Origin of the sequence: Paraburkholderia sp. MM5384-R2 (assembly GCF_014201025.1) — a bacterium.
Lineage (GTDB): Bacteria > Pseudomonadota > Gammaproteobacteria > Burkholderiales > Burkholderiaceae > Paraburkholderia > Paraburkholderia tuberum.
On record NZ_JACHDI010000001.1, the window covers coordinates 111154 to 129243 of the forward strand.

16 protein-coding genes and 2 pseudogenes are annotated in these 18090 nt (G+C 61.2%); 11 read left to right on the forward strand and 7 right to left on the reverse strand.

Annotated features, from left to right (window positions below; all coding sequences use genetic code 11):
* Nucleotides 1-172 precede the first annotated feature (172 nt).
* The 3 genes from HDG37_RS00525 to HDG37_RS00535 all read right to left on the reverse strand — a co-directional run bounded on the left by HDG37_RS00525 (nt 173) and on the right by HDG37_RS00535 (nt 3094).
* On the reverse strand, nt 173-1075 hold the full coding sequence (locus tag HDG37_RS00525; RefSeq protein ID WP_260332708.1) for a shikimate dehydrogenase: 903 nt from the start codon (nt 1073-1075) through the stop codon (nt 173-175).
* 10 nt (nt 1076-1085) lie between these two features.
* On the reverse strand, nt 1086-1538 hold the full coding sequence (locus HDG37_RS00530) for a cupin domain-containing protein (protein ID WP_131244584.1): 453 nt from the start codon (nt 1536-1538) through the stop codon (nt 1086-1088).
* 122 nt (nt 1539-1660) lie between these two features.
* The gene (locus HDG37_RS00535) at nt 1661-3094 is read right to left on the reverse strand and encodes an MFS transporter (RefSeq protein ID WP_184043474.1); all 1434 of its coding nucleotides are present in this window, start codon (nt 3092-3094) and stop codon (nt 1661-1663) included.
* 84 nt (nt 3095-3178) lie between these two features.
* On the opposite strand from HDG37_RS00535, the gene HDG37_RS00540 reads away from it, so the two are divergent.
* The 6 genes from HDG37_RS00540 (at nt 3179) to HDG37_RS00565 (ending at nt 9367) form a co-directional block, all read left to right on the forward strand.
* Nucleotides 3179-3991: an IclR family transcriptional regulator gene (locus tag HDG37_RS00540; RefSeq protein ID WP_184043476.1), complete on the forward strand. Its 813-nt coding sequence runs from the start codon at nt 3179-3181 to the stop codon at nt 3989-3991.
* Nucleotides 3988-4803 (forward strand): 2-keto-4-pentenoate hydratase, encoded by an 816-nt coding sequence (locus tag HDG37_RS00545; RefSeq protein ID WP_184043479.1) that lies wholly within the window; start codon nt 3988-3990, stop codon nt 4801-4803. The genes HDG37_RS00540 and HDG37_RS00545 overlap by 4 nt, the downstream gene beginning before the upstream one ends.
* A 13-nt stretch (nt 4804-4816) precedes the next feature.
* Nucleotides 4817-5710: a fumarylacetoacetate hydrolase family protein gene (locus tag HDG37_RS00550; RefSeq protein WP_184043481.1), complete on the forward strand. Its 894-nt coding sequence runs from the start codon at nt 4817-4819 to the stop codon at nt 5708-5710.
* On the forward strand, nt 5685-6434 hold the full coding sequence (locus HDG37_RS00555) for a hypothetical protein (protein WP_311540828.1): 750 nt from the start codon (nt 5685-5687) through the stop codon (nt 6432-6434). Before HDG37_RS00550 ends, HDG37_RS00555 begins: the two co-directional genes overlap by 26 nt.
* A 96-nt stretch (nt 6435-6530) precedes the next feature.
* Nucleotides 6531-8102, forward strand: a complete 1572-nt coding sequence (locus HDG37_RS00560; protein ID WP_184044444.1) for a UxaA family hydrolase — start codon at nt 6531-6533, stop codon at nt 8100-8102.
* An 80-nt stretch (nt 8103-8182) separates the two neighbouring features.
* Nucleotides 8183-9367 (forward strand): fumarylacetoacetate hydrolase family protein, encoded by a 1185-nt coding sequence (locus HDG37_RS00565; RefSeq protein WP_184043483.1) that lies wholly within the window; start codon nt 8183-8185, stop codon nt 9365-9367.
* Nucleotides 9368-9556: 189 nt separating this feature from the next.
* On the opposite strand, the gene HDG37_RS00570 is transcribed toward HDG37_RS00565, so the two are convergent.
* Nucleotides 9557-10303 (reverse strand): SDR family NAD(P)-dependent oxidoreductase, encoded by a 747-nt coding sequence (locus tag HDG37_RS00570; RefSeq protein WP_184043485.1) that lies wholly within the window; start codon nt 10301-10303, stop codon nt 9557-9559.
* A gap of 174 nt (nt 10304-10477) precedes the next feature.
* A pseudogene (locus tag HDG37_RS40215) lies at nt 10478-10594 on the reverse strand (IS30 family transposase); the annotation flags it as partial.
* Nucleotides 10595-10641: 47 nt separating this feature from the next.
* Here HDG37_RS40215 and HDG37_RS00575 point away from each other — a divergent pair.
* Together HDG37_RS00575 and HDG37_RS00580 are read left to right on the forward strand one after the other, a co-directional pair.
* Entirely contained in the window at nt 10642-11748 is a 1107-nt protein-coding gene (locus HDG37_RS00575) for a GGDEF domain-containing protein (RefSeq protein ID WP_260332709.1), read from the forward strand.
* A 77-nt stretch (nt 11749-11825) separates the two neighbouring features.
* Nucleotides 11826-12098 (forward strand): annotated as a pseudogene (locus tag HDG37_RS00580) (LysR family transcriptional regulator); the annotation flags it as partial.
* A gap of 229 nt (nt 12099-12327) precedes the next feature.
* Here the strand turns inward: HDG37_RS00580 and nhaR are convergent.
* The gene (gene nhaR, locus HDG37_RS00585) at nt 12328-13224 is read right to left on the reverse strand and encodes a transcriptional activator NhaR (RefSeq protein WP_184043487.1); all 897 of its coding nucleotides are present in this window, start codon (nt 13222-13224) and stop codon (nt 12328-12330) included.
* Between the two features lie 146 nt (nt 13225-13370).
* Between nhaR and HDG37_RS00590 the strand changes: the two genes are divergently transcribed.
* Together HDG37_RS00590 and HDG37_RS00595 are read left to right on the forward strand one after the other, a co-directional pair.
* Nucleotides 13371-13862 (forward strand): CBS domain-containing protein, encoded by a 492-nt coding sequence (locus tag HDG37_RS00590; protein ID WP_184043489.1) that lies wholly within the window; start codon nt 13371-13373, stop codon nt 13860-13862.
* Between the two features lie 82 nt (nt 13863-13944).
* Nucleotides 13945-14910, forward strand: a complete 966-nt coding sequence (locus HDG37_RS00595) for a Tim44 domain-containing protein (RefSeq protein WP_184043491.1) — start codon at nt 13945-13947, stop codon at nt 14908-14910.
* 358 nt (nt 14911-15268) lie between these two features.
* Here HDG37_RS00595 and HDG37_RS00600 read toward each other — a convergent pair whose 3' ends face one another.
* Complete coding sequence (locus tag HDG37_RS00600; RefSeq protein WP_184043493.1) at nt 15269-16390, reverse strand: YncE family protein; 1122 nt, start codon at nt 16388-16390, stop codon at nt 15269-15271.
* A 642-nt stretch (nt 16391-17032) separates the two neighbouring features.
* On the opposite strand from HDG37_RS00600, the gene HDG37_RS00605 reads away from it, so the two are divergent.
* Nucleotides 17033-17296 carry a hypothetical protein gene (locus tag HDG37_RS00605; protein ID WP_184043495.1) on the forward strand — a complete coding sequence of 88 codons (264 nt, stop codon included), beginning with the start codon at nt 17033-17035 and terminating at the stop codon, nt 17294-17296.
* The last annotated feature ends 794 nt before the right edge of the window (nt 17297-18090 follow it).

Sequence of the window (18090 nt, forward strand, 5' to 3'; positions counted from 1 at the left end):
GCGTGTTCTCCCTTCGCACCGTCGACGAATCGACTCCGTGCTTGCGCGATGCGCGCATTAAAGCTGGCCGCACATACCAATGTGGAAACGTTGAAACTGTTCATCGCATCTTCCCTCCATTCAAACTGGTAAAACTGTCGATTCCGGGCGCTTTCCCAGAGGCGTTAGGGCATTAACGACTTGCGTTCGTTGCAGGCGCGAAAAGCACGCCGTCGTCTGGTGCTGACCTGCCAGCAGGGTGGTAATCGAACCCAAGGAAGCGTAGGGCATGCACTGCCTGCCCTTCATGCATCGGCCCCCCGTCCTGGGTACGACAGCCGCGCGCATACGCGGCGCGGCGAAGCTGCGTCGGCTCTGGCGCATTGATGATGTCTACGACGATGGTGCCGGGTGCGAGCCGCTCGGGATTTACCGGCATGGCGTCATTCGCGTTCATGCCGAGCGGTGTGGCATTGATCACGACTTCGAAACCGTGCGGGTCGGGAGGTCCGGAATGCGTGATGCAAGCGGTTTCGGCAGCAACGGATTCCGCGAGCTCGCCAGCCCGCTGCTCGTCGACGTCGGATATGGTTAACGTTCGGGCGCCCGCCGCCGCGACTGCAAATGCGATAGCCCTGCCCGCGCCTCCGGCACCAACGAGAAGAACGGACTTATTCGCCGGATGATTGCCTTCCCATTGCATGCCAAGCACACAGCCCACGCCATCGAATATGGCGCCGACCCAGCGTCCATCTTCGTTGCAACGTATCACGTTGAGTGCGCCGACCCTGGAAGCAGTGGGATGGAGTTCGTCGACAAAATCCAGCATCCGTTGCTTATGAGGCATTGTGACCAGCAGGCCGGAAAGATTGCGTAACGCTCGTGCGCCGGCGACGAATGCGGACAGGTCTTCCGCCTTGACCCAAAACGGAACGCAGACCGCGTCCGCGCGCTGTTCGATAAAAAGCTGGTTCAGCAGTTGCGGCGACTTGGCTGCCGTCAGCGGATCGCCCACTAACCCGTAAAGTCGCGTTCTTCCCGTGATATGTGGATGCATTGCGGCCTCATGTCCGATGTTGACGGAAGGTGCAGTCATAGCTTACTGCTCACTTCCAGGGTGCCGGGGCTTCGGCGAGATCCCATGTTCCGTAGACAGCGGGCTCGTTAATCTCGATGACTTCAAGGTCATCGGAGCGCCAGATCACATTGTGCGGAACGCCGGCGGGTTGCGAGAGGTCGTCCCCGGCGTTGAGAGTCACATCGCCCTCGACGCCGGCGAAACGGAACGTCACCGATCCGCGCAGCACATACAGATAGTGCGCAGTCATGTCGTGCCAATGCCAGCCCGTGGCATCGGTGAACGGGGTCAGTGCGCGAATGTGCTTGGCGCCGATGCGACCGTTGGTCACCGCGGCGAGTCCGAGGTCGCGATACTCGGAGTCCGCGCGCAGCCCTTCCTTGTTCCAGACCGCTGCGGATGCGCTCACACGTGCGAACGGAGTCAGGGATTGCGCGAGTTCGCGCGGGCCATCGTAACGTGGCGTACCTTCGTTGTGCATGTGTCTTTCTCCTGTGTGGCATCAGATATTGGCGAGTGCCGCAGCCGCGTGTTCCTGCCCGGCTCGTCCGAACAGCGTAAGTTGCGCCGGGCGGTCGCTGCCGATATGGCCCTTGCTTTCGGCTACGAGCGCAGTTGGTTCGTCAGATCCTGTGAGTCGGCTGTTCCGGTCGCATCACGCAACATCTCGGCGCGCAGACGATCGTATTCGCCTTTGGGTACAGGGACCGCGTTGCGGTCGCCGAGATCGTGGAGCCGGACCCGGTACGTCTCGCGCGTGGTAAAGGCGGCAATCGCGGCCACGACACAGATGCCGAATGTCAGGGCTCCGATCTTCAGTGGAATATTGGCGGAGCCGGGGGGCGCGACCGCGACGAAGAATGCCGGGAGCAGCGCGGAAAGCGTCGTCCCGACGTTCTGTCCAATGGCCATCCCGGACACGCGCACGCGTGTGTGGAACAGTTCGGAGAACAGGCTCGGGAATACGCCGTTGAAGCCCTGATAGGCGATGCCCCACATGAGCACCGAGAGAACCATCGCCAGCCATACGTTATGGATGCTGATCGCGTACAGATACACGAACGAGAGCAGTCCAGCGCTGAGGGTGCCGACAAGGACTGGCGGCCTGCGACCAATCCTGTCTGAGAGGTTGCCGACGAAGGGAATCAGGATCACTGCGCAGATATTGCCCAGAACAGGGATCCACAGATACATGCCGGGAGGGAAGCCGATGCCGTACGCCGGCTGAACCGCGTAGGCGGTGCCGAAGACCGCGGCGACCAGGGCGATTACGGCGGTAAGCGCCATGCAAACCACGCGCACGACATCGTCCCAGCTCTGCCGGAGCACTTCGACGACTGGCGAGGCGGGAATTTCGCCGTGCACGCGCTCCTCGGCGAACGCCGGGGTCTCATCGACTTTGCGGCGAATGACGTAGCCCGCGATGAGAACGACGATGCTGAGCAGGAACGGAATCCGCCAGCCCCAGGAGGTGAACTGGTCCCTGGGCATGAAATGCGCGAGAGGCAGGAAGATCGCTGCCGCCATGAGCTGTCCGGCCTGCACCCCCTGGAGGGTAAAGCTCGCGAAGTAGCCGCGCCGGCCGAACGGTGCGTGCTCGAGAATCATTGAACTGGCGCCGGAGAGCTCCCCGGCGACCGCGAAGCCCTGGATGAGGCGCAGAACCACGAGCAGCACCGGCGCCCAGATGCCGACCTGCTTATAGGTTGGCAGGACCCCGACGGCCATCGTTGAAAAGCCCATGAGGAACATGCAGAGGAGCAGCACCGTCTTGCGGCCGTGGCGGTCGCCCCAGTGGCCGAGGACGACGGCGCCCACCGGGCGGGCGATATAGCCGACACCGAAGGTTGCCAGTGAGGCGATGATGGCGACCGTTGGATTATCAGACGGAAAGAAGAGCTGCGGGAACACCAGCGACGCCGCAGTCGCGTAAATGAAGAAGTCGTAGTACTCCAGCGCCGAGCCGATCCAGCCGCTGGCCGCGGCGATCTTCGACTGGCGCTTGCCGTGAGGCTTAACCCGGGTGTTCCGATTCATGCTTGTCTCCATCGTGATTGACTTTCCGGTGCTGTTTGTCTATTGTTGTAACACCGTTCCATTAAGAATCATGTTACGTCAATTATGAGAGTTGTCAAGGGAGCAGTTGACCGGTCGCTGCAGGCAATCGAGTTGCTCGCACGTGAGGCGCGCTGGATGCGCATCTCCGATATCGCCGCCGAACTCGGGCTGGAGAAGGGCCCCGCGCATCGCGTACTCGCGCAACTGTGCGAGCAGGGCTGGGCGGAACAGGATGAACAGACCTCCCAGTACCGTCTGACCTTGAAGCTGTCCCTGCTCGGTCAGCGGTACCTGCATGGGCTTGGTCTGCCGGGTCTGGTGCAGCCGATCCTCGATGAGGTCGCGGGTCAGTGCCGCGAGCTGGTCCGGCTGACGGTGGTCAACGAAGGAACACTCGCGTGGCTGGCAGCGTCCCAGGGCGCGGCACCGGGCCTGATGTATTCGCCGTCCATGCATAGTCCCATCGTCTTGCATGCCACATCGGTTGGCAAGGCGTGGCTGGCTGGAATGCCGAACGACCAGGCGATCGAATACGCCCTGCGTGGTGGACTCGGAAAAGCGTCCGCCGCGGGCGCATGGACGCCGAAGGCCATTACCAGCGTCGAGCAGCTGATTCCGGAGTTGGAGCGGACCAGGCAGCGTGGCTATGGCCTTGTCGTCGAAGAGGCCGAGCCGGGTGTCGTCGCATTGGCGGTGCTGGTGCGTGCGCTGCCTGACGGTGCGGTGCTCGGCACCATGAGCATTGCCGGGCCGGTCACACGGGTTCAGCCGGAGCGTTACGAGGCCTTTTACGCGCTATTGCAGCAAGCGTCCGCGAAGCTGGGTGCCGTATGGCCGCGCCAGAGCGTCGGTGCGGATGTGAGTGAGGCGGCATGAGCACGCCGGATGCAGATCAGGCTGTCGTCGGGCGACTCGCCGCGCTGGATGAGCAGGCAGCACGCCTTCTCGTCACGGCGCGCCAGCGAGGCACGTTCGCGGAGCGCCTTCCCGTCGAACTGCGTCCCCAAAATCTGGATGAGGGTTTCGCGATCCAGCAACAGGTGGGCGATCAGCTCGGTTGGCAGGCCGGCGCCTGGAAATGCGCGCTGCCGACGGCGGGCAAACTCATCGCTGCGCCAATCTATGACGCCGTTATCCATCGAGCCGCCCAATGCTGCACTCGCGCCGGGCTTGCGCAGTCTTCTGTAAGGGCAGAGCCTGAACTCGCCTGTTTGCTGGCTCGCGATCTGCCGCCACGGCGTGAAGCGTATGGCGAAGCCGAGGTGCTCGACGCTCTCGGGAATGTTCACCTCGCGCTCGAACTGCTGGGCAGTCGCTATGCGCATCCGGAATCGCTGACGTTTCCTGAATTGCTGGCAGACGGTCTGTTCAATGCCGGTCTTGTCATTGGGCCACGTGTTGAGTTGCGCGATGGCGCGACGCCGGCCGATCTCCCGGTCCAATTCACCGTCAGTGTGACTCGCGCCGGACACGACACGGTCAGTTTTGCTGGCCGCCACCCTGATCGCAGCGTGCTCGCGCCGATCGTGTGGCTCGTCAATTTTCTCCGCGTCCGCGGCCTTGGATTGCATGCCGGCCAGGCAGTGGTCACGGGCTCTTACGCGGGCGTGCTCGAGTTACCGATTGGTTGTGAGTTGCATATCGGCTTCGGTGATCTCGGCACGTTGCCCATACTTTTTTTGTCTTGATAGGAGTCTTCAAATGCGTCTCGTCCGTTTCGGCCAGCCTGGTCAGGAGCATCCCGGTGTCATCGATTCGAGCGGCGCGATCCGCGATCTGACCGGCGTCGTCGACGACATCGACGGAACGACTGTTTCGCCTGCCGCCCTTGCGAAGCTGAGCGAACTCGATCTGAATCGCCTGCCCGTCGTGGAAGCGGGCACGCGCCTGGGCGCCTGTATCGGCAATGTCCGTAACCTCGTGTGCATTGGTCTGAACTACACCGACCATGCCGCCGAAACCGATACGCCGATTCCGCGGGAACCCGTCGTGTTCAACAAGCATACGGGTTCGATCAGCGGCCCGAACGATCCGGTCATCTTGCCGGCAGACGCGCAAAAGCTGGATTGGGAGGTCGAACTGGGCGTGGTGATCGGCAAACCCGCCTGGCAGATCGACGAAGCTACCGCGCTCGATCATGTGGCGGGTTACTGCCTTGCCAATGACGTTTCCGAACGCGCGTATCAGCTCGAACGCGAAGGCCAGTGGACCAAGGGCAAAAGCGGCTTCTCTTTTGCGCCGCTCGGCCCGTGGCTCGTAACGCGTGATGAAGTGCCCGACCCGCAGGTGCTCGACCTGTGGCTCGACGTCAACGGCACACGTCGTCAGACGGGCAACACACGCACGATGATCTTTAACGTCGCGCATATCGTGGCGTATCTCAGCCGCTTCATGCCACTGATGGCTGGCGACGTCATTATTACCGGGACGCCTCCCGGTGTCGGCCTCGGTCAGAAGCCGCCCGTCTTTCTGAAAGCGGGCGACACCATGACCCTCGGCGGCAGCGGACTCGGCGAGCAGAGCCAGAAGGTCGTGCGGTATGCGGATTCGCTTGGCACGGCATGGGGCCGTGGCGAATATCCGTTGGCACGATAAAACGATTCGATCTGTAGAAGGAGGAGATATGAGCCTTGCTGGAACGGGCGTCGTCGCAATCTGGCATGACCTGCTGCCGGAAGCGAAGGATGAATTCTACGAGTGGCACAACCGCGAGCACATGCCGGAACGCGCCGGAATTCCCGGGTTCAGGCGCGGCCGGCGCTACATTGCGCTGGATGCGGGCCCCGAGTACTTCAATCTGTATGAAGCCGACACCGTGGAGGTGCTCGGCGCGCAGGACTATCTGCTTCGGCTCAATTCGCCGACGCCGTGGACGAAGCAGGTCGTCGCCTCGTTTCGCAGCGTGGCCCGCTCGATCTGCCATGTGGCGTATTCGGAAGGCGTCGGCCAGGGCGCCAGTCTCATGACGGTGCGCTTCGACGTGCCTTCCGCGGCGCGGGCCGATGTCGTGAAGGGATTGCGTCAACGGGTCTTGCCGCCGCTCGCCGACCGGCCCGGGATCACGGGCGTGCACCTGTGTCTGGCCGATGAGGCCGTCAGCAAGGTCGAAACTGCTGAGAAGAAGGCGCGTTCGGAAGGCACCCAGGTGCCGACATGGATCGTGATGATCGAAGGATGCCGTGCCGACTACGTCCGCACAACAGTGGACGCTTTCCTTGCCGGGCTCACTGCTTTGCCAGGGGCCGCTGCGGTTGCGCCGGACGCCACGCTCTATCAACTCGAGTACACGCGCTGCAAGACACCGTGGAGCGCTGGCTGAAACGTCGTTTGAACACGGCGGCACCGCGCGTAATGCGACGTCGTGCAGCCGATCCTGAAACCGTCGTTACGTATTGAGAAACGAAGGAGTAGTTCCATGTCGTCCCCTGTTGCGAGCAAGTCCGTCGCATCGACCGCGGCCAGACCGGTTCGCGTCATTCGACTCAATCCCGCTGACGATGTCGTCATCGCCCTCGATCAGCTCATGTCCGGCACGGTGCTGGATGAGGAAGCGGTGACGGTCTCGGGATTGATCCCGCCCGGTCACAAAGTGGCGACACGCGACATCGGTGAAGGTGAAGCGGTGCACCGTTATGGCCAGATCATCGGCTTTGCGAGTCAGCCGATCCGCGCGGGGCAGCACGTTCACACTCATAATCTCGCGATGGGCGAATTCGCCCGTGACTACGCATTCAGTCAGGGCGTACGTGCCACCGTCCCGTCAACCGAGCCCGCGACATTCCAGGGCATTGTGCGCGAAGACGGGCGCGTGGCGACGCGCAACTACATCGGCATTCTCACCTCGGTGAATTGCTCGGCCACGGTCGCGCGAGCCATTTCCGACTATTTCCGCCGTGACATTCGTCCCGAAGCGCTGGCCGCGTTTCCGAACGTCGATGGCGTCGTCGCGCTCACCCATGGTTCGGGTTGCGCTATCGACTCCGAAGGCGACGGCCTCGCGATCCTCCAGCGCACACTTGGCGGCTATGCGTGCCATCCCAACTTCGCGAGCGTGCTGGTTATCGGCCTGGGCTGTGAAACGAATCAGATTTCGCGGCTGCTCGAAACCCAGGGGCTCAGGGAACACGACCGCTTGCGAACCTTCACGATTCAGGACACCGGTGGCACGACCCTGACAATTGCAAAAGGTATCGAACTGGTTCGGCAGATGTTGCCCGACGCGAATGACGTGAAGCGGGAAACGGTTTCGGCAAGTCATCTCACCATTGGCCTTCAATGCGGTGGGTCGGACGGATATTCGGGCGTCACGGCCAATCCTGTGCTGGGTGCAGCCGTCGATTTGCTCGTGCGGCACGGCGGTACCGCGATTCTCTCGGAGACGCCGGAGATTTATGGCGCCGAGCACTTATTGACCCGCCGCGCGGTAACGCCCCAAGTGGGACAGAAACTGGTCGATCGCATCAGGTGGTGGGAAGCATACGCGCAGCGGCAAGGGGCGCAGATCAACAACAATCCGTCGGCGGGCAATAAGGCCGGCGGTTTGACGACCGTCCTCGAGAAATCGTTGGGCGGCATCGCAAAGGCAGGCTCCACGAATCTGGTCGAGGTGTACGAATACGCCCAGCCGGTTAAGGCGCGCGGTCTCGTGTTCATGGACACGCCTGGCTACGATCCGGTGTCGGCGACCGGCCAGGTTGCCGGCGGTGCGAACCTGATCTGCTTTACGACGGGACGCGGTTCGGCTTACGGCTGCGCGCCCTCGCCATCGGTAAAGCTCGCGACAAACACCGCACTGTGGCAACGTCAGTCCGACGATATGGACCTGAACTGCGGAGAAGTGCTGGAAGGCAGCACAACGATCGAGCAACTTGGCGCAGTGCTGTTCCAACTGCTGCTCGACGTGGCCTCCGGGAAACGCTCTCGTAGCGAGCAGCACGGTTACGGGCAAAACGAATTCGTGCCTTGGCAAATCAGCGCAATCATGTGAGCCGCTGTTGTCCGGCACAAGTAGAGCGTGCACCGCACTGATGCTCAGCAATAACCCAAACCAGGTTGGAAAAAGATTAGATGCCATTGAATGACCAATCCGCGTTGCCTGACGATCTGGAGCAGGCGGTGCTCGTGGGGCGCGCGTGGTGCCCCGATATCGGCGCGCCGTGTCCCGTTGCCGTTATCGGTGGCGAACTGGTGGATGTGTCGTCGTTCGCGCTGACGACCAGCACGCTGCTTGAGCAACCAGGAATCGGCCTTCGGCTGAAGGAGGCCGCTGCGAACCTGCCGAGACTTGCGACACTGGACCTGGTTCTTGCCAATTCCGCCTTCGATCGGCGCGATCCGTCGACTCCTTGGCTCATCGCGCCATGTGACCTTCAGGCGGTCAAGGCGAGCGGTGTGACGTTCGTCGAAAGCCTTCTGGAGCGGGTGATCGAGGAGCGCTCGGGAGGCGACGCGAGCCGGGCCGACGAAGTGCGCGCGCGTGTCATGTCAGTACTGGGCGATCGGCTCGCAAGCGTTCGCCCGGGGTCTGCCGAAGCCGAAGCGGTGCGCCACGTACTTGTTCAGGAAGGAATGTGGTCGCAGTATCTGGAAGTCGGCATCGGTCCCGATGCGGAAATTTTCACGAAAGCGCAGCCCATGTCCGCCGTCGGTACCGGCAGCGAAATCGGAATTCATGAAAATTCGCAGTGGAATAACCCGGAGCCCGAAATCGTGCTGGCGGTGACCAGCCGCGCGGAAATCGTCGGCGCCGCGCTTGGGAACGACGTCAATCTCCGGGATTTCGAAGGCCGCAGTGCGCTGCTGCTCGGTAAGGCGAAGGACAACAACGCGTCGGCCTCGATTGGCCCGTTCATTCGCCTCTTCGACAGTAGATTCGGTCTCGATGATGTTCGGGCTGCGGAGCTTTCGCTACGCGTAGAAGGAACAGATGGATATGTTCTGACAGGGGCGAGCTCCATGAAACGCATCAGCCGGGACCCGACAGAACTCGTTGCGCAAGCGATGGGCTCTCACCATCAATACCCAGACGGAATGATGCTCTATCTCGGGACGTTGTTTGCACCGACCGCGGATCGTAGCGTGCCAGGGCAAGGATTCACGCATCAGATCGGCGATACGGTGACGATATCGAGCCCGCGATTCGGTGCGCTCATCAACACGGTCAACCATTCGCATCGCATTGCGCCCTGGGAGTTCGGGGTCGGCGCACTGCTCGCCAGCATTGTTCGTGGGCATACCGGGAAAGCGGAGTAGTAGTCGCTCCATTGCCCGTGGGTCCGCTGATATTTCATTGACTATCAGCGGACCGGCGGCTGTCAACGCAGTTGTCGAGTCACTTCAAGCAACCTGCTTTAAACGCATCCTCAAACTGGACCGTTTGCGGCTGCGTGGTCCAAGCGGTGCCCATATCGGATCTTGCCCGCGCGCGATGCGGCCAAGGATCTATATGAAGCTTGCGCCTCCGTTGACGGGGATCGTTTGGCCCGTGATGAATGCGTTGCCGACGACCATCAGCACGACCTCCGCGACCTCGCTCGCTTCGCCCAAGCGCCCGACGGGCAGCCTTTCTGCGACGTTGGACGCCTTGAGCGGTCCAGCCATTTCGGTGTCGATCGGTCCCGGTGCAACGGCGTTGACGGTGATCCCTTCGCGGGCGAGCCGTGCCGCATAGCCGCGCGTCAAGCCTTCGAGGCCGGCTTTCGATGCGTTGTAGTGAACGCCGACCAAGCCGGGGCCGCGGGCGGCGGCCGACGAGACGTTGACGATGCGGCCCCAGCGCCTCGCGCGCATGCCGGGCAGCACTGCCTGCGTGCAGAGAAACGCCGATTTCAGATTGACGGCGAGCGTTCGATCGAACTCCGCTTCCGCGAGATCGTCGATGTCGACGATCGTCGCGGTGCCCGCGTTGTTCACGAGCACGTCGATCAGGCCGAGGCGGTTTTCCACCTCGGCGATCATCGCTTCGACGTCGTCTGCGACCGATACGTCGGCGCATACCGCGATCGCGCGGCCTCCGGCGCGTTCGATTTCCGCGACGACGTCGGCCGCGTCGTTCTCGCGTTGCCGATAGTTGACGGCGACTGCTGCGCCGGCTGAGGCAAGCGCGATCGAAATGGCGCGTCCGATTCCGCGCGAGCCGCCGGTCACCAAGGCGACACGATCGTTTAAGTTGAGCGAATGAGCTGGCATCGTGGAACTCCTCAGTTGCGGGGGGCAGAACCGGCTGTGGCCTCGTCTGCGAGGCGTGGTGTCGCCGAGCGAGGCGTTGCCGGAAAGCATCCTGGTTTGCCCCCTTCAAAGCGTCTTCGCCGGAGAGTCGCCCTGCTGCTTTCATCGATCTTTCGGCCGTTCTGGCGTGCGGATTCAACCGGTCGATGCAACAGTTTGATGAAATCGCTCAGCTGGTGTGTCGAAGTTTAGTGTTTTCCGAGGGCGTTCATTGAGCCGCCTTGCTGCTGCATTAAGCCGGGCCTGTGAGTAGACGCAGAGAGCGGCAAGAAGCATTGGTCGCCGGCAAAAGCGATAGAATGCCCGCTGCAAAAGACAATATTGACGGGGTACACGGCATGGAGCGGCCGGGCGCGCAGCGTTGGCATGAGCAAACGTTTCTAGGTGTCTTTCGCGGACAACCTGAGAAGGAGCAGGCGCTCCTCCGGATATGCTTGGGCACGGTCGTGTTGATCGGCTATATCGCCGTCGCCGCGCTCCAGCGCACGGCCGCCGCGTATGACACTCTGGGCGTGGTTTTCGCATACGTGGTATTCGGCGTGGCGACATACGTAGCCGCGGCCGCCGCGACGGTTCGGCCGCGCCTTCGATTGACGGTCACCACCATTGCAGACCAGGCGCTTGTCATGACTGCCTTGGCGCTCGGCGGGCGCGTGGCGCTGCCCTTGCTCTGGGTCGTGTTCTGGTTCCTTGTGGGTGCCGGTTGCCGCCACGGCAAGCGGCCGTTGCTACTTTCATGTGCGGTTGCGCTTGCAGGCGTCGTGATTCTGATGCACGTCGAGCCGTGGTGGAGAGAAAACCTCGCGGTGGGATTGGGCATCATGCTCAGCATCGCGGCGACTTCCGTTTACTTGATGGCCCTCGTGCATCGGCTCGAACGGCAGGCTGCGACGGACCCTCTGACAGGACTCAGCAACCGCACTCGCCTCGAGCAGGCGATCGCTAAAGCGACTGCGGCGCGAGACGACGATAAAGGACAGTCTGTCTTGCTGTTCATCGATCTCGACGGCTTCAAGTACGTCAATGACGCTTATGGGCACGCGGTGGGTGATGAACTGTTGCAGTGCTTCGCCAACGGTCTGCAGACACGCATTCGCCGCGGCGATACGGTTGCCCGCCTGGGAGGCGACGAGTTCGCGGTGCTCGCCCGCCACGTGCATGGCGACGCCGGCGCGCGCGCGATTGCCGACGGTATTCACGACATCCTTCATGGGCTTCGAGAGATCGGCGGTCATCCCGTCGCCGTATCCGCCAGCATTGGCGTGCGCATGCTCGGTGCCAATAGCGCGGACGGACGTCTTGATGCACACGCCCTGATGCGCCAGGCCGATAGCGCGATGTATCGCGCCAAAGCGAACGGGACGGACAAAACCTCATTCTTCGATGAGACGGGTGACGGCGTGTAAGCGGATAGGGTTCCCGGCGGTGCCCTGCTCGTGTTGGCGAGCGCATTTGATGCAGGCGCAGGGCCGCGGACGCGGCCGGGCGCGCGTTGCACGACGAAGTGCGCGAAGCGGCCAGCGGGACCGTCGCGCGCTTCGCGGTCGGCTTGACGGATGGCATTTCGAAGCAGGCCGTCCATGCCATTCTTGCGGGCGTGCTGGACACGCCTTCGCTACGGCTGCTCTGCCACGAAGGCGAAGCGGAAGACCTGCTGGCGGAACTGGCGCATCACCATCTGGATCTCGTGCTGTCCAGCCGGCCCGCGCCGCACAACTCGAATCTGCGTCTATCCAGCGAGCGCCTGTTGTCGAATGACAACGGGTCGATGGGCGACCTTTGCACGGTTCCATTTCTCGGCTCGCAAGGCGCGATCGGCCCAATGGAACTATCGCATTGCGATCATCGTCAGCGCAGCTGTATCGTGGACGACGCCGGCGCCTTAGTCGGGTTCCTCCTGCTGGCCGGGTGCGGCCATCGCCACCCGCCGGCACGCGCTCTCACGAGGACATTCGAACGTCGCGTTCACATCGGAAACGGCCCCGCTAAACGTTGAACAGTTCGCTACGCGCCGCGTCCATGATCATCGCGACAGCCGGGTGGCTGATGTGGCGCTCGATAGAGATTGCAAAAAATTCCTCGACGATCGAATTGATCTGCCCGACTATTGTCAGGTTGTGCTCTGTCTGCAACTGGTTTTCGAGCACGGTTGGCGCGAACAGCAGGCCGCGGCCTTCGCGGCCGAATGCCATAGTCATCGCTCCGTCGTCGAACTCGCCGACGATGCGCGGCGAAATGGCGTGCGAGGCGAGCCAGTGATCCAGCTTGCGCCGCACGGCGGATTCCGTGCCGGGCAGTAGCACAGGCAGCTTGTCGAGCGACATCGGGAAGCGTTTTTTGCTGCTTTGAATCAGCGCCTGGGTTCCGAAGCAGCTTAGCGTCGAACGTCCGAGGCGGTGATTGAACGCCTTGATGTTGACGTCGACGGGAATGGGGGCGTCCGCGATGATCAGATCGAGGCGGTGCACGGCCAGTTGCGCGAGCAGCGCGTGCAGTTTGCCTTCGTGACAGATCATGCGCAGCGACGCCGACGCGCTCAGCGCGGGTTCCAGCAGCCGGTACGCAATCGCCTTGGGGACCGAATCCGCGATCCCGACGCGAAACCGCGTTTGCGCACCGGATTCGCTTTCGCGCCGCACAGCGCTTTCGAGTTCCGAACCTAACGAAAATATCTCGTCGGCGTAATCGAGCGCGAGGCGCCCCGCATCGGTCAGTTCGAGCGTGCGGCCGGTTTTCCTGAACAGCTTCTTATCCAGCGCCTCTTCGAGAAGCTTGATCTGGCCACTGAGCGTTTGCGGCGTGATGTGCAACTGTCCGCCCGCGCGCACGATGCCGCCCGCGCGAGCCGCGACCCAGAAGTAATAGAGATGCTTGAAATTCACGTGCCCTCCGTCGATTACGGAAAGATACGATTTTCTCGAGGTATCGACAATAAAAATACGAATTTTATGTTGGTATGGGTTCAGTTAGATTGAAACCTCGCCCCGAGGTGTCGGCGGCGTTTCATGACAGCTGACAGAGGTGACATATGGCATCGGTTGCAGAATTGCTGCGTGCGAAAGCTTCCCGGACAGTGTGGTCGATCGAGGCATCCGCTTCGGTTTACAACGCGATATCGATCATGGCTCACAGGGAGGTTGGAGCGCTCATCGCCGCGCACGACGGGCGCATAGCCGGCATCGTGACGGAGCGCGATTACGCCCGGAAGATCGTTCTGATGGAACGCTCGTCAACGAATACGCCTGTGCGCGACATCATGTCGACGGCGGTGCGTTATGTCAGTCCGGAGCAGACGACGGACGAGTGCATGGCGATCATGACAGAACATCAGATTCGCCATCTGCCTGTGCTCAGCGCAGGGCACGTGACAGGAATGGTGTCGATCGGCGACCTGATCAAGAACCTGATTTCCGAGCAGGAACACACCATCCGGCAACTGGAGCACTACATCCACGGCAACGGTTTTCACGCCGCTTTTGATGGATCGAAGGCACAACCAGCGGCGAGCTTGCGTAGCTAAAAATATTACTGTTCGTAATGCATTTGCGCGCGCAAATGGAGCGCGTTGCGGGTAGTTTCGCGACTCATCGAAAGAGGTTTTTATGTACACGCAAATCATCAACAAATTACGACGTGCTGCCGGTGCAGTCACGCGCGGGACGGCCGCGCTCGGTCTGGCGGGACTGCTGGCGCTGGGCGCCGTGGCGTCGAACGACGCCGAGGCGAAGCGCGTAGGCGGGAGTCAAAGCATCGGGCGGCAGTCGCAGACGGCGTCGCCGTCTGGACAAGCGCAGCGAAGCCAACAGGCACAGCCGGCACAACAGGCCGCGCAGGCGCCTGCTGCGGCAGCGGGTAACCGCTGGATGGGCCCGCTGGCTGGTCTCGCTGCGGGCCTTGGGATTGCAGCATTACTGTCGTCGTTTGGCCTGGGCGAAGGGCTGGCGCAGATGCTGTCGAATGCGTTGCTGATCGGGGCGGTGATTTTCGCCGGCGTGATGCTGTTCCGCTTTATCGCCAACCGGCGTCGTCCGGATCTTGCCTATGGACACGGTCCCGTGAACCGCCAGCAAACGAACGGCTCACGGTTTCTGAATCAGTTCCCGCAGGCGCGGCCTGAAGCGAACTTGCGGGGCTGGCCGAACGCGGCGATGGGTTCGACGGGAGCAGCGGACGCGGGGAGGACAACGGGACTACCACTCGAGCAAGATCAGGCGGCGTTTCTTGTATCGGCAAAGACCTTGTTCATGCGCCTTCAAGGCGCATGGGACCGGAACGAGCAGGGTGACCTGTTCGAATTGACGACGCCGGAGATGTTCGCGCAAATTAAGCGGGACCTCGAAGCTCGGGGTCGCCAGGTGAGTCATACGGAAGTCACGCAACTTGACGCGGAAGTGCTTGGCACAGAACGCAATGCGGATGAAACGCTGGTTAGCGTTCGCTTTTACGGTCAAATGCGGGAAGACGATGCGCCGACTGCCCAGCCGTTCCAGGAAGTGTGGAACATGGTCAGCGACGCACGTGGCAACCAGGCGTGGCGACTGGCCGGCATTCAGCAAATTGACGGATGAGAGCGTAGTTGAAACCGGCAGCGGCCTGCTGCCGGTTACTCGTGCGGGTGGCGCGCGCCGCGGAACTACCTGAGACCAACCTTTCGCCAGCGACCGTGCGTGAGGAAGTCGAGCGCCACTTGCGGAGTGACAAACGCTGGGCGCATCAGGCGATAGTCGGCCAAAGTGAGCCATGCCGGACGCGCCTGCGAACGACCGTTCCAACTGCGGTGAAGGCCGGTCACCACCGGCGCTCCAGACCCGTAACCCATCGGATCGTGGAGCGTCGGTGGGAGCGCCCCATCCAACCATAGTTGAACGCGTCTGCGGCAATCGTCATCCAATCCGGCTCGCTTGACTATGACCCACATCGGAAAGTTTAGCGGGTCGAGAACACTGAGATGCCCCCGTTGGGAAATCCTGCCGCGCCGGGCTGGAACGGCACGTACACTTGCCCAAGCGCGCTGTCGATGGCGACAGAATGCGCCCCGGTGCCCACCGGAACCTTAAAGAGCAATTGCCGTGAAGCGCCATCGATTACGCCCATCTGCGGGCTAAATCCTGAAGCTGCAGCGGTACCGCTCGTGACGTAGTGCCGAGCCGGCAGGAAATAGCGGTTGGAAGTCGGATCATAATTGACCTGATCCACCCCGCCAAATGGCAGGCTGGCGTGGATTGCGCCACTCGCACGATCGAGGATCAGCGTGACGAGCGGGTCGCCGGCCGGCGGATCGCATCCAACGAGCACGTCGTTATTCGGGCCAAGCACGATCCCCGCCGGTCCGCATTTCCCTAGTGGAAACGATTTGCTGACAGAAGGACTGCCCGCCACTGCAGAACTGGCGGTGATGACATCGAGCTCGCCATCGGGATTGGCAGAGGTCCCGTCATTGTTGATCAAAAAGCTTTTCGAGGCAGGATCGTATGTGCACGCTTCGAGCCCCGACGAACCGTTGAAAGGAAGCTTTACCACCGCCTTTTGTGTCAGCGTGGAAATGAACGTGACAAACGGGGGCGAGTCTGCGGGACTCGCATACATCACGAGATGATCGTCAGGATCGTAGCAGCCCTCATCGACGCGCGATCCGGAATTACTGATGGCGATCGTGTTGACCGTCTTTTGCGCAGCCGTATCGATCACCTTAACTGAGTCGACGTCGCCGACGTAGATCGTGTTCGTGCCGGTGATACCTACAATTCCGTCGGGACCGGACTCATTTGTTGTGGCGCCAGCACCGATGAACGGCCCCGGAATCTGTGCGATCAACGTGTTCGATTTAGTGTCCACGACGTCGACTGCCTTGTTATTGCGGTCGGCAAGAAAGTACTTACCGGTCTCGACGTAGCCAATATCGAAACTGAATGGTGGGCTCGAAGCATTGGGCACGGCGATGTTCGTCAATAGCTTTGGCGGTGTCGGTGCGCTGACGTTATCTCCACCTCCGCAGCCGGCCAGTGCGGCCGCAGCGAGCAAAACCAAGGTCGTTATGCGCTTTCCCATCGATTCGTCTCCTTTCCGTTTATTGGCTCGACCGTCGGTCTAGGGATCGGCTAGAGCACTGAAACTTATATGCACCCCTGAACGAGGAGGATCAGTGAGCAATTCTTAAGAAAGCTTAAGAAATTGTCATCTCAAGAGATAGCCACGTCTCCCACGGATGCGGCCGCGCAGCGCATGAGTTGTGGCTATAGACTGGGTGTCTGGCTCACACAATGGCGGCACGACGAAAAATCGGAAAGTAAAACTTATTTATGGTCTGCATTACGTGGACGCTATACCGGTAATGAATCTGAAGCTTTCCATAGCCGTGGTAGTGACATGCCGGCCGCAATTTTGTGCTGGAGACTTTGCCGGCTCTGCGCGACACGGCCGGAGTTCAGTGAGCCACACATGTTGGGTCACACAGGCGATCGGACCAGCATGATTGCTGCGACTGACTGCTGCTTGTCGCTGTACGGACCTTCGTAAGCGGCGGTCGAATGACGGCAACGGGTCGATGCCGGCCTCTCGTTGCCACGCACGCCGCTCGCTCAACATACGCAATCACCGATCCACGCACGACGCCGACAGCCACGTCGGTCCCGCCGATGCCCCACCTTTCTGGCCTAAAATATTTCAAAAGAGCATCCGCCCGGGGGCATCATGAAAGCACTTATCGTTGCTGCGACGTTGACGGCTGGCTGTTCCCTCGCCTACGCGCAGACTTACCCGCAGGGAGCGCTGGCTGACCAAAGCACGGGGGCCTATAGAGCGCAATTGGAAGAGCAGAAGCAACAGATCGAACTCCAGAACGAACAACTCCAATTACTGAAACAACAGCGCGATTTGGATTTGCTGAGGCAGCAGCGCGAACTGAATTCGCTGAGACAACAGCGCCAATTCGACTTGCTGAGACAGCGGCGCTAGATCGCTGTGAGGCGCGGCACCCGCCTCAAGATCCGGCTTGGCAACGGCCATTGCAGCGCCGAACGCTCAGTCTGTGTGGCGCCACTGGAGGGCATCAGGCGTTGAAGTCCTATACGCAAGTAAAGCATTCCTGCTCGCACCAGCCGAACGTCGCGACCGAGATCGTGTTCGAAGCGGGGAAGAACTGCTTGCAATATCGATCGAGGGCAGCGGGGCGGATCAGCGCAAATGTCCCCGCCGAAGGTCGCTCTCGCGCGCGGCGACCGCTCACATGACGTGGACGAGATTAATGTAACAGCTTCTTCAGATCGCTCAGTTCGGCGGGGGATGGGCAAAAATAGCCTTCCACCTCGCCCCGACGGCCATAGCCATAAGTAAAGCGGACCCATCATCGGCTTTTTTATTGCTTTACCCGCTCCTCGTTCTAACCGACAGTAACCTCAGCGTGCCGCCACGGCAGCTTGCAGCCAAAACGCGATTGATCAGTGCTGACGGCTACCGACGACAATGATGACCTGCATTGCAGCAAATCTGCGGGTCCGAGAGACGAGACGATGAGTCATGTGGAAGCTTAATCAACTATCGGCTTACGAAGTCAGGGCCATTCACTTCGGGCAACGCACGGCCGGTCCGGCCATGGGCATATCACTTTGCCGCTATCTCTGTTAATGACGCTGGATTTATTGCGTCATCGCGATGCACGCCTGCAGGGACCTCTCGAACAGGTGATGCCTAACTGGGAATTAACGAACATCGAAAACTATACCGCTCCGGGCAAGTTTCACCATTCCCAA

Excerpts from the sequence above, each read along its gene's own strand:
- HDG37_RS00560 (WP_184044444.1), top strand. The coding sequence starts at position 6,531 with ATGTCGTCCCCTGTTGCGAGCAAGTCCGTCGCATCGACCGCGGCCAGA.
- HDG37_RS00545 (WP_184043479.1), top strand. The coding sequence starts at position 3,988 with ATGAGCACGCCGGATGCAGATCAGGCTGTCGTCGGGCGACTCGCCGCG.
- HDG37_RS00590 (WP_184043489.1), top strand. The coding sequence starts at position 13,371 with ATGGCATCGGTTGCAGAATTGCTGCGTGCGAAAGCTTCCCGGACAGTG.
- HDG37_RS00550 (WP_184043481.1), top strand. The coding sequence starts at position 4,817 with ATGCGTCTCGTCCGTTTCGGCCAGCCTGGTCAGGAGCATCCCGGTGTC.
- HDG37_RS00570 (WP_184043485.1), bottom strand. The coding sequence starts at position 10,303 with ATGCCAGCTCATTCGCTCAACTTAAACGATCGTGTCGCCTTGGTGACC.
- HDG37_RS00525 (WP_260332708.1), bottom strand. The coding sequence starts at position 1,075 with ATGACTGCACCTTCCGTCAACATCGGACATGAGGCCGCAATGCATCCA.
- HDG37_RS00595 (WP_184043491.1), top strand. The coding sequence starts at position 13,945 with ATGTACACGCAAATCATCAACAAATTACGACGTGCTGCCGGTGCAGTC.
- HDG37_RS00540 (WP_184043476.1), top strand. The coding sequence starts at position 3,179 with ATGAGAGTTGTCAAGGGAGCAGTTGACCGGTCGCTGCAGGCAATCGAG.
- HDG37_RS00600 (WP_184043493.1), bottom strand. The coding sequence starts at position 16,390 with ATGGGAAAGCGCATAACGACCTTGGTTTTGCTCGCTGCGGCCGCACTG.
- HDG37_RS00575 (WP_260332709.1), top strand. The coding sequence starts at position 10,642 with ATGCCCGCTGCAAAAGACAATATTGACGGGGTACACGGCATGGAGCGG.
- HDG37_RS00565 (WP_184043483.1), top strand. The coding sequence starts at position 8,183 with ATGCCATTGAATGACCAATCCGCGTTGCCTGACGATCTGGAGCAGGCG.
- HDG37_RS00535 (WP_184043474.1), bottom strand. The coding sequence starts at position 3,094 with ATGAATCGGAACACCCGGGTTAAGCCTCACGGCAAGCGCCAGTCGAAG.
- HDG37_RS00605 (WP_184043495.1), top strand. The coding sequence starts at position 17,033 with ATGAAAGCACTTATCGTTGCTGCGACGTTGACGGCTGGCTGTTCCCTC.
- HDG37_RS00530 (WP_131244584.1), bottom strand. The coding sequence starts at position 1,538 with ATGCACAACGAAGGTACGCCACGTTACGATGGCCCGCGCGAACTCGCG.